At 74.5% G+C, this 11018-nt stretch carries 7 protein-coding genes; 6 read left to right on the top strand and 1 reads right to left on the bottom strand.

The features are described from left to right. Positions 1-2: 2 nt before the first annotated feature. The 4 genes from CLV43_RS43680 (at position 3) to CLV43_RS43695 (ending at position 3545) form a co-directional block, all read left to right on the top strand. Positions 3-881 carry a carbohydrate ABC transporter permease gene (locus CLV43_RS43680; RefSeq protein ID WP_211304845.1) on the top strand — a complete coding sequence of 293 codons (879 nt, stop codon included), beginning with the start codon at positions 3-5 and terminating at the stop codon, positions 879-881. Further along, a complete protein-coding gene (locus CLV43_RS43685) occupies positions 878-1705 on the top strand; it encodes a carbohydrate ABC transporter permease (protein WP_106196377.1) in 828 nt (275 codons plus the stop codon). The genes CLV43_RS43680 and CLV43_RS43685 overlap by 4 nt, the downstream gene beginning before the upstream one ends. Before the next feature lie 95 nt (positions 1706-1800). Next, a complete protein-coding gene (locus CLV43_RS43690; RefSeq protein ID WP_106196379.1) occupies positions 1801-2760 on the top strand; it encodes an ATP-binding cassette domain-containing protein in 960 nt (319 codons plus the stop codon). Further along, positions 2757-3545, top strand: a complete 789-nt coding sequence (locus tag CLV43_RS43695; RefSeq protein ID WP_106196381.1) for an ABC transporter permease — start codon at positions 2757-2759, stop codon at positions 3543-3545. Before CLV43_RS43690 ends, CLV43_RS43695 begins: the two co-directional genes overlap by 4 nt. Here the strand turns inward: CLV43_RS43695 and CLV43_RS43700 are convergent. Beyond that, on the bottom strand, positions 3523-6666 hold the full coding sequence (locus tag CLV43_RS43700; protein ID WP_106196383.1) for an ATP-binding protein: 3144 nt from the start codon (positions 6664-6666) through the stop codon (positions 3523-3525). The genes CLV43_RS43695 and CLV43_RS43700 overlap by 23 nt on opposite strands. 111 nt (positions 6667-6777) lie before the next feature. Here CLV43_RS43700 and CLV43_RS43705 point away from each other — a divergent pair, with 111 nt between their 5' ends. Both CLV43_RS43705 and CLV43_RS43710 read left to right on the top strand, forming a co-directional pair. Beyond that, positions 6778-10248, top strand: coding sequence for a DEAD/DEAH box helicase (locus CLV43_RS43705; protein WP_245887478.1), 3471 nt, complete (start codon positions 6778-6780; stop codon positions 10246-10248). Positions 10249-10340: 92 nt separating this feature from the next. Continuing rightward, entirely contained in the window at positions 10341-10898 is a 558-nt protein-coding gene (locus tag CLV43_RS43710; RefSeq protein WP_106196384.1) for a TetR/AcrR family transcriptional regulator, read from the top strand. The last annotated feature ends 120 nt before the right edge of the window (positions 10899-11018 follow it).

Here is an 11018-nt window from a genome sequence, read left to right on the forward strand (position 1 = left end):
GGGTGGCGATCGCGCGCCGACACCGGGCCGGGTCGGTGTACCCGCACTGGTTCTACCTGCCCGCCGCGGTGGTCTACGGGACGCTCTTCCTGGCGCCGACGGTCGCGTCGTTCTACTTCAGCCTCACCAGGTGGACGCTGTTCGACCACGAGTTCATCGGCCTGGAGAACTTCGCGGTGCTCTTCCGGGAACCCGCCCTGGTCAAGGGGATGACGAACACCGCGGTCTACGCGGTGGTCACCTCCGGTCTCAAGGTCGTGCTCGGGCTGCCGCTGGCGGTGCTGCTCACCTCCGACGTGGTCGGCCGCGCCTACCTGCGCTCGGTGGTGTTCTTCCCGGTCCTGGTCAGCACCATAGGGGTGGGCATCACCTTCACCGTCCTGATGCGGCCGGGCGACGGGCTGATCAACGACGGGCTCGCCGCCATCGGGATCAAGGGGCCCGCTTGGCTGACCGACCCGTCCTACGCGCTGCTGTCGGTGGCGCTGGTCGACGTGTGGAAGGGGGTCGGGCTCGCGACGCTGATCTACATCGCCGGGATCGTGTCGATCCCGCGCGAGTACTTCGAGGCCGCCACGGTGGACGGCGCGGGCCGGTTCGCCGCCTTCTGGCACGTCCTGCTGCCGTTGTGCAGGCCGGCGACGGTCACGGTCGTCATCCTGTCGCTGATCGGCGGGCTGCGGTCGTTCGACCTGATCTGGACCATGACACGCGGCGGCCCCGGCTTCACCTCCGACGTGATCGCGTCGGTGATCTACAAGCAGTACCAGGCCGGGTTCTACGGGCTGTCCACCGCGGGCAACGTCGTGCTGTTCCTGGTGGTGACGGTGGTCGTGCTGCCGCTCTCGCTGCTGCTGGGCCGCAAGCAGGTCGAGCTGTGAGGCCGCGCGGCAGGCACGTGCTGGGCGGCACCGCGATCCTGGTGTCCGCAGTGGTGTTCCTGGTGCCGTTCGCGTTCGTCGTGCTCACCGCGTTCAAGGACCGCGCCCAGGCCGCCGAGCTCGACTTCTCCTGGCCGCACCAGTTCCGGTTCGCGCGCAACCTCGTCGAGGTCGTCACCGCCCGCGACTACACGCTGGTCATCGCGTTCGCGAACAGCGCGATCCTCACCGTCGCCAGCGTGGCGGTCATGGTCGTGCTCGCGGCGATGACCGCGTTCGTGCTGCAACGCCGCCCGAGCCGGTGGACGCGGCTGGTCGACTTCCTCGTGCTGTCCGGCCTGATCATCCCGCCCGCCGTCGTGCCGACCATCCGGGTGCTACAAGGCCTCGGGCTGTTCCGAACGATGACCGGGCTGATCCTGGTCGAGGTGGCGTTCGGCCTGTCGTTCTGCGTCCTGCTGTTCCGCAACTTCCTCGCCACCGTGCCGCGCGAGCTCGACGACTCCGCCGTCATCGACGGCGCGGGCCCGCTGCGGGTGTTCTTCCTGGTCGTCTTCCCGCTGATGCGCTCGGTCGCGGTCACGGCCGTCCTGGTGCAGTCGGTGGTGGTGTACAACGACTTCACCAACCCGCTGTACTTCCTGCCGGGCGACCGGAACGTGACCGTGCAGCTGACGCTGTACAACTTCCAGAGCCAGTACGGCACCCAGTACAACCTGCTGTTCACCAACATCCTGCTGATCACGGTGCCGCCGCTGCTGGCGTTCCTGGTCGCCAACCGCCGGATCGTGGCGGGCATGACGGCGGGCGCGGTGAAGGGCTGAAACCGGTCTGAACCGCGGTGCAACCGCGCTGAACCCCCGACCGCGCACGCTTCCCGTGCCGTGGCCACCAGGGCCACCACCACGGGAGGAGGGACGTGACCACCACCGCGCCCCAACCGGCGGTCCGGGCCACCGGGCTGCGCAAGTCGTTCGGTGACCACGTCGTGCTCGACGGCATCGACCTGGAGGTCGCGCAGGGCGCGGTCTTCGCCCTGCTCGGCCCCAACGGGGCGGGCAAGACGACGACCGTGCAGATCCTGTCCACGCTGATCCGCCCCGACGGCGGCGACGTCCTGGTCGCGGGCCGCGACCTGGCCCGCGACCCCGAGGGGATCCGCGCGGCGATCGGCGTCACCGGGCAGTTCTCGGCCGTGGACGACCTGCTCACCGGCCGGGAGAACCTGGTGCTGATGGCGGACCTGCGCCACCTCGGCCGGGCCGCGGGACGGCGCCGCGCCGACGAGCTGCTGGCCCGCTTCGACCTCGTCGAGGCCGCCGGGAAGCCTGCCGCCACCTACTCCGGCGGCATGCGGCGTCGGCTCGACCTGGCCATGACGCTGGTCGGCGACCCGAGGGTGATCTTCCTCGACGAGCCGACGACCGGCCTCGACCCGCGCAGCCGCCGCACGACGTGGCAGGTCATCCGCGGTCTCGTCGCCGACGGCGTCACCATCTTCCTCACCACCCAGTACCTGGAGGAGGCCGACGAGCTGGCCGACCGGGTCGCGGTCCTCGACCACGGCCGGGTGGTCGCCGAGGGCACCCCGGACGAGCTCAAGCGCCGCGTCCCCGGCGGTCACGTGCTGCTGCGGTTCGCCGACACCACGGCGCTCGCCGCGGCCGCCGCGGTCCTCGGCGACGCGCCCCGAGACGAGGACGAGCTCACCCTCCAGGTCGCGGGCGACGGCGGCGTCCGGGCGTTGCGGGACCTGCTCGGCGGCCTCGACCACGCGGGGGTGGAGGTGGCCGAGCTGTCGATCCACACCCCCGACCTCGACGACGTCTTCCTCGCCCTCACCGGGCAGGCGACGACCGTGAAGGAGAGCGTCCGATGAGCACGTTCCCGCACGCCGTGAACGACTCGGCGACGATGCTGCGGCGCAACCTGAGGCACCTGCGGCGCTACCCGGCGATGGTGATGATGTCGCTGGGGGTGCCGATCGTGATGCTGCTGCTCTTCGTCGGCGTGTTCGGCAGCGCCATGGGGGCGGGCGTCACCGGTGCCGTGCACGACGGCGACTACATCGACTACCTGGTGCCCGGCATCGTCCTGATGACCGCGGGCTACGGGTCGCAGTCGACGGCGCTGGCGGTGAACAGGGACATGACCGAGGGCATCATCGCCCGGTTCCGCACGATGCCCGTCTTCCGCGCCTCGGTGCTCGTCGGGCACGTCGGCGCGGCGGTGATCCGGACGGTGGCGAGCGCCGTGCTGGTCGTGCTCGTCGCGCTGCTGCTGGGGTTCCGGCCTGCCGCAGACCCGGTCGGGTGGCTCGCGGCGGCCGGTCTGCTCGTGCTGCTCGTCCTCGCGCTCACCTGGCTGGCCGTCGCGATCGGCCTCGCCGCCCGCAACGCCGAGGGCACCAGCGGGTTCGTGCTCGTGGTCCAGGTCCTGCCGTTCCTCAGCAGCGCGTTCGTGCCGCCGGACTCGATGTCGGGACCGGTGCGCTGGTTCGCGGCGAACGAGCCCTTCACGCCGGTCATCGACACGCTGCGGGGCCTGCTGGCGGGCACACCCGTCGGCGGCAGCGCCGCCGTGGCCGTGGCGTGGTGCGTCGGCCTCGCGGTGGTCGGCTACCTCTGGGCTCGGGCGCTGTTCAGGCGGGATCCCGTGCGGTAGTCCCCAGCAGGGCCAGCGCGGCGGCGGGCAGGTCGGCGTACCCCAGGTCGGCGTAGGAGGACACCGCGTCCTCGTACGCCGACCTGTCGGCCCGTTCGGCGGTCGCCCTGGTGTGCGCGGGGGACATGGTCGGCTGGAACCCCCGCGAGAAGCGGAACCGCTCGGCCAGCGCGATCATCCGGGCGGCGGACGCCCTGGCGCGCGGGTCGTCGGCGCGTTCGGCGTGGTCGAGCTCCAGCATCGCCGCGGCCACCAGCAGCGCGCCGTTGACCGGGAAGTCCGAGTAGGACGGAACGGGGCTCGCGCCGAACCTCGTGAGCCTGGCCGTCAGCGTCGTGCGCGTCGCGGCCGCTACCTCCCGGACGAGGTCCAGCCTGCCGTGCCTCGCGTGGGCGACGACGGCGACGGTCCGCACCTCCGACTCCCACGGCTCCCGCCCCCGCGACAGCTCCGGGGCGAGCCCCAGCCGCTCCACGGCCTGGCGCCACAGCCGCAGTCCCGCGTCGGTGTCGCCCCGTGCGAGCAGGATCTCCGCGCGCATGCCCGCGGCGAACATCCGCACGTCGCCGACCTCGTCCCCGCCGAGCTCCGCCTGCTCCAGCCAGCGCTCGGCCTCGTCGACGTCGCCGCACTGCAGGTTGGCGAGCACCACCGCCCACCGCCCGCGGGCGGCGGTCGGGCCAGCCCCGAGCCGTTCCAGCATCGTCATCGTGGCGGTGAAGTGGCCCCTGGCCTCGTCCGCCCGGTCGAGCGGCAGGCACAGCTCGCCGATCCGGGAGTGCGCGACCGCGGGCAGCCACGGGCTGTCGGCGTCCTCGAACGCGGCGAGCGTCCGCCTGGCCGCCGCCAGCGCGTTGTCGAGGTCGTAGTCGTTCTCGAACGCGTAGGCCGCCACCGTGTTGGCGACCCCCGCGAGCAGCCGGTTGTCGCTGCCGCACAGCGCTTCGAGGTCCTGAGCGCCCCCGACCAGTGCCCGGAAGAGGGCGTCCACCGCCCGGATCAGCGTGGTCGGCTCCGCGGGCGGCAGCGCGCGCAGGGCGACCAGCGACCGCGCCGGGGTCGGCCCCGACAGGAAGAGGAACCCGCTCATCACGCACAGGACCACGGCCGTGCGGGTGACGTCGACGAAGGCGGGCTCGGGGCGGTAGTGCGACAGCGCCCACGTCGGGTCCCCGGTCAGCGTCGCCGCGCGGGTCAGGTTGGACTCGGTCGTCCACAGGCCGCCTAGCGCGGCGGTCGTCGCCGCGACGGTGGCGCCGTCGCGGCGTTCGAGCGCGTGGCGCAGCGCCAGCACCAGGTTGTCCTGCTCGGCCCTGATCCGGTGCACGCCCGCGAGCAGGTCGGCGCCGAAGAGCGACTCGTGGTGCGCCACGCCGAAGTCGCGGGCCCACACCAGGAAGCGGTCGGTCACCGCGGCGGCCTCACCGGCGTCCTCCCGGTGGGCGGCGCCGAACTCGCGCACGGTCTCCAGCATCAGGAAGCGCGTGCCCGAGCCGGTGTCGGACACCTTGAGCAGCGACTGGTCGACCAGCTGCTCCAGCACGTCGTCGTCGCCGACCAGGTAGCGGGCGGCGTCGGCGGTGAAACCGCCGGGGAACACCGAGAGCGCGCGCACCGCCGCACGGGCCTCGGGCGCGAGGAGGTTCCAGCTCCAGTCGATCACGGCGTGCAGCGTGCGGTGCCGGGGTGGCGCGTCGCGGGCGCCGCCGCGCAGCAGCGCGAACCGGTCGTCGAGCCTGCGGGCGATCTCGGCGACCGACATGACCCGCACCCGTGCCGCCGCGAGCTCCACGGCGAGCGGGAGCCCGTCGAGGTGGCCGCACACCTCGCGCACCACGTCGTCGGGCAGGTCGACGTCGGGGCGGGCCGCGCGGGCGCGCCGGGAGAACAGCTCGACCGCGGTGGCCGGGCTCAGCTCCGGCAACGGGTAGACCGACTCCGAGGACAGGCCCAGCGGGGTGCGGCTGGTGGTGAGCACGCGCAGGTCCCCGCTGGTGGACACCAGTGCCCGCACGAGGTCCGCTGCGGCGTCGACGACGTGCTCGCAGTTGTCGAGCACCAGCAGCGCGGGACCGGGGCCGAGCGCGTCGACGATGCCGGTGACGACGTCGACCCGCCTGCCCGCCCTGCCGATCGTGGTCTCCCCGACCCCCAGGACGGACGCGACCTCGGCGACGACGTCGGCCGCCGCGGTGACGCCCGCGAGCGCGACGACGTGCACCACGCGCTGCTCGGCCCGCCGGGCGACCGCGTGCGCGAGCCGGGTCTTGCCCAGGCCGCCCGCGCCGACGACGGAAGTCACCCGCGAGGTGCGCAGCAGGGCGGTGACGGCCTCGATGTCGTCCTCGCGGCCGAGCAGCTCGTTGGGCTCGTGCGGCACCCGGTGCCGGACCGCCTGCGTCCCGCCGCGCAGGAGCCCCTGGTGCACGGCGCGCAGCTCGGGGCCGGGGTCGGTGCCCAGCTCGTCGCGCAGGGACCGGCGGTAGGCGTCGTAGCGGGCCAGCGCGGCGGAGGCGCCGACCGTCGCCGCCTCGCAGCGCAGCAGCTCGGCCAGCACCTCCTCGTCGCGCGGGTGCTCGGCGACCAGTGCGGCGAGGGGATCCGCGGCCTCGGCGTGGCGACCGAGGCGGGCGAGCGCCAGTGCTCGGGCCCGCACGAGCGCGCGGTGGGTGGAGGCCCGTTGGGAACGCAGCTCCGACACCGGGTCGGCGGGGTGGGAGTCCCAGCTCTCGGGCCCGTCCCACAGCGCGAGACCGGCCTCGGCCTGGTCGAGCGCGGCCGCTTGGTCGCCGGAGCGCGAGTGCTGTGCGCTCGCGGCGGCCCGGAGCAGCACCGCGGAGGCGTCGACCTGGTCCTCCGCCAACGAGAGCCGGTAGCCCACCGGAGTCCGGACGATGACCTCGGACCCCAGCTGGGCACGGGCCTGGGAGACCAGGACCTGCAGCGCCTTCGCGGGGTGGTCCGGCAGCTCGTCGGGCCACAGCCCCTCGACGAGCCTGCCGGTGCCGCAGCCCGAGCGCAGGTCGGCGGCGAGCAGCGCCAGCAGCCCCCGCAACCGGGGCCTGGTGATCTCCTGCCCGCGGAAGGCCACCCGCGACAGCAGGGCCAGCTCGGTCGTCACGCGGTCAGGCTAGTGCGGCGACCGGGCGGACGACCTCCCGCGTCGCGCCTCCGGGTGGCATAACATCGCGGTTCCGGTCGGGGACGCCCGAGCGCGGGGGGAGGCGATCGGGTGGACCAGGACGCGGCGGTGCCGCCGTCGAGGGACACGTCCGTGGCGGGCGTGGCCTTCGCGCGCTGGGGCGTGCGGCCGGAGCCCGCCATGGCCCGCTACGCCGAGCCGGGGTGGCAGCTCTCGCCGATGCCGGTCGAACGCCGCTGTCCGCGCTGCGAGGGGCAGCTGCACGGGCTGTACCGGTCGCACCCGCACAAGGGGCGGCAGCAGCTCCAGGCCGCGGTGGTGTGCCCCGCGTGCCCGGCCTCGTTCACGTTGCGCGAGCTCCAGCTGGCGCAGCGGGCGGTGCTGGGGGAGCTGCGGCCGGAGGCGGTGGCGCAGCGGCTGCGGGAGGAGGCGCAGCTCGCCGCGCTCGAACGCCCGGAGCCCGTGGTCGTGCGGCGGTCGGTCGCGCAACGGCCGTCCCCGGCGAAGCCGGTCGCACCGGCCCGCCCCACCAGGCCGGTCCGCGAGGTCGAGCCGGAACCGGTGGAGCCGGAGGCCGTCGAGCCCGCACCCGCCGTCACCGAGCCCGCCGTCACCGAGCCCGCCGTCACCGAGCCCGAGGTCCCCGAACCCGAGGTCGCCGGGCCCGAGACGCCCGCTCCGGCGCGGCGCCGGGTGTCGACCGCGGTGATGGCGGCCCGGATCCGCTCCATCCTCACCGGGTCGACGGCCGTCGCCGCGACCCCGACCGCGTCGATCCCGGTCCTGCCGACGGCGCTGGTGGACTCGTGCGAGCACCGCCTGGTGTGGTGGCGCAAGACGGTCGACCCGCACCTGGACGTTCCGGAGCTGCCGCCCGGTGTCGACGCGCGGGTCGTGCTGCCCGAACAGCCCCGGTTCGACGGCCTGCGGGAACGGCTCAAGCAGGCCGAGGTGCCGTTCCGGTCGGTGCCGCACTGGATCGAGGAGGAGCTGGTCTCCTCGGTCGGACCGGGCGGTCGACTGGCGCCGGTCACCGCGGGCGCGTGGCTGTCCGAGGTGGGCGGGCTCGTGCCGGACCGGTGCGACCAGGTCACCGGCGACGGCGCGCTGGCGGCGATGCTGGCGTTCGAGGTGCTGTGGGACCTGCACGAGCCCGTCGACCCGGCGACCGTGCCCGACTCGACGCCCGCCGCCGCGCTGGTGCCGCCGGAGTGGCTGCCGTTCCTGGCGTTCCCGCTGCTGAACCCGGCCCAGAGCCAGGCGGCGCCGCACATCCTGGACACCGACGAGCACCTGCTGATCGCCGCGCCCACCGGCGCGGGCAAGACCACGATCGGGAAGCTGGCCGCCCTGCGGTCGATCCTGGAGGAAGGCCGCAAGGCCGCGTGGCTGGTGCCGCAGCGGTCGCTGACCGACGAGCTGAACACCGAGCTGGAAGCGTGGCGGCGCAACGGGTTGCGGGTGGAACGCCTGTCCGGTGAGTACGCCGTGGACGTGGCGAAGGTCCGCGAGGCCGACCTGTGGGTGGCGACCACCGAGAAGTTCGAGGCCATCTGCCGCGCGGGGTCGCTGCAGGCCGCGCTGGGCGAGGTCGGCTGCCTGGTGGTCGACGAGATCCACCTGCTCGGCAGCCCCGGCCGCGGCGCGCTGCTGGAGGCGCTGCTGGCGCGGGTGCGCGGCGCGGAGTCGCCGGTGCGGATCGTCGGGCTGTCGGCGACGGTGTCCAACGCCGCCGAGGTCGCCGAGTGGTTGCAGGCCACGCTGGTGACCACGACCTGGCGGCCGTCGCGGGTGACCTGGCAGCTGCCGGTGCTCCCGGCGAGCACCGGGTTCGCGGGTGGCAACCGGGTGCGCGAGCAGGCCGTGGTGGAGCTGACCGAACGGCACACCGCCGAGGCGGGCAGCGTGCTGGTGTTCTGCGGGTCCAAGCGCAACGTCCGGTCCACCGCGATGGCGGTCGCCGCCTCGCGGGGCGCCCCGGTGCACACCGCGGCGGCCGACGACGTCGACGCGCTGACGAAGGTGTGCGCGTCGGTCGGGGTGCGGATGCACTACGCCGACTACGACCACAAGCACGCCGCCGAACGCGCCTTCCGCAGCCGCGAGGCCGACGTGCTGGTGGCGACGTCCACCGTCGCGGCGGGGGTGAACCTGCCCGCGCGGGCCGTGGTCGTGCGGGACACGAAGATCGGCGGCGAGCCGATGGACACCTCGACCGTGCAGCAGATGTTCGGCCGCGCGGGCCGCATCGGCGCGGGGGAGACCCAGGGGTGGTCCTACCTGCTGACCGAGGAGACCGAGCGGGCCGCGTGGCAGACCCGGCTGGTGGCCGGGTACTCGGTGTACTCGCGGATCTACGACAGCCTGGCCGACCACGTGCTCGCCGAGGTGCTCCAGGCCCGGATCACCACGCTGGCCGACGCGCAGGCGTGGTGGGTGGAGACCCTCGCCCACGCCCAGGGCGACGACGACCTGGAGCCCGTGCAGACGGCGGTGGACTTCCTGGTCGCCGAGGGCCACCTCACCGGCGTCCGGCGCGGCGAGGACCTGGTGCTGGCCACCACGGAGCTGGGCAGGCTGACCGCCCGGATGATGGTGTCGACCTACACCGGGCAGCGGCTGCGCCGCACGCTCGGCCTGCTCCCCGTGCCGCAGGACCCGGACGCCGCCGAGGAGGCGCTGAGCCTGGTGCTCGCGGTCGCCGTCCCGGAGCTCGCCGGGGTGCCGGTGGCCGAACAGGTGCGGCCCGCCGTCGCCACCGCGATCAAGGCGGGCGGGCGCACGTCGCGGATCACCCACACCACGTCGGTCAAGGGCCTCGGCTCGTCGGTGTCGACCTCGCCGGGCGACCTGGCGTGGGCGGCCCTGCTGCTCGCCGCCCGCTCGCCGCACCTGTTCCGCGAGCCCCGCCGCGTGGTGGCGGGCATCCCGCTCTCCACCATCCACCCGGTCATGGACCAGGCGCCCCGCTACCTGTCCTGGCTGGCCGCGCAGGGCGTGCTCGGCACGGTGCACCCGTGGATCGCGATCGTCGCCGCCGACCTGGACCAGCGCCTCCGGTGGCGCCACCTCGCGCCGCACCGCGGCTCCGGCCGCCTGCTGTGGCTGTGCGAGCAGATGGCCACCCGCCCCCGCGCCAAGGACCTGGTGCCCGCCATGTGGCGCTCGGCCGTCGAGTCCGGCCTGCGCGCCCCCGACTGGAAGCCCGGCGTCCCGCCGACCGGCTGCGAGCTGGACCAGGCCGGGTACACCGCGCTGCTGCGCGACCGGGCCACCGGGGCGAGCATCACCGCGACGGCGGCGGGCGGGGTCGTGTCCGGCATCGCGGGCGCGACCGCGGTCGCCTGGCGCGGCAAGGTCCGCGGCCCCGTCGTCGTCACGAAGGCGACCACCGACCTCGACTACCCGCCCGACCCGGACTCCGACGCCGAGACCGGTCTCGCGGTGTTCACCCGCCGCGGCGACTACCGCGCCACCGGCTGGCTGGCGACCTACGACCGCGTCGCCGCGCCGGACGACGAGCTGCCGCCACCACGGCGGCCGCTGCGCAAGGGGTTCTGACAGTCGGGGCACGTCGGCCGCCCCGCAGGTCCGGGACGCTAGGATGCGTGGATGTGGCGGACCCCGCCGCTTGGCCGTCCCGGAGGTGTGCGATGCCAGGTCAGCGTGCGGACGCGCGGCGCAACTACGCGCAGATCCTCGCGGTGGCAGAGCAGGAGGTCGCGCTGCACGGCGCGGAGGCCTCGCTGGAGCAGATCGCGCGGGTCGCCGGTGTCGGGTCGGCGACCGTGCGCAGGCACTTCCCGAGCAGGCGCGAGCTGCTGGAGGCGGTGTTCCGCGGCCGCATCGAGGACCTGGCCGAACGCGCCCGCGAGCTGGCCGCGTCGCACGACGCGCGGTCCGCCCTGCTGGAGTGGCTGGACGCGCTCACCGACTACGCCACGACCGCGCGGGGGCTGGCCGCGGCGCTGGCGCTGGACGAGGCGACCCCGGAGCACGTGCACGCCTGTTCGACCCAGCTCGTGGGCGCGGTCGACCCGCTGCTGCTGGAGGCCGTGCGGGCCGGTGAGGTGCGGGCGGACGTGACGACCGCCGACCTGGTGGCGCTGGTGACGGGCATCGCCCTGGCCACCGAGCACCACGCCGATCCCGCCGGTCAGGCCCGCAGGCTGCTGGCGCTGGCCGTGGTGGGGATCAGCCCGGAGCGCTGACCGACCCGGAGACCCGACCGGACCGCCCTGGTCCGGCGGTCCCGCGTGCCGCCGGTGAGTGCTATCCGGACGCTATCCGCGCGCGGCGACCGACCCGGTGCAATGGCGCACGGGCCGAGA

The organism is Umezawaea tangerina (genome assembly GCF_003002815.1).
GTDB lineage: Bacteria > Actinomycetota > Actinomycetes > Mycobacteriales > Pseudonocardiaceae > Umezawaea > Umezawaea tangerina.

What these genes read in the sequence shown, in the direction of transcription:
- CLV43_RS43710 (WP_106196384.1), top strand. Translation starts at nt 10,341, where the DNA reads ATGCCAGGTCAGCGTGCGGACGCGCGGCGCAACTACGCGCAGATCCTC.
- CLV43_RS43695 (WP_106196381.1), top strand. Translation starts at nt 2,757, where the DNA reads ATGAGCACGTTCCCGCACGCCGTGAACGACTCGGCGACGATGCTGCGG.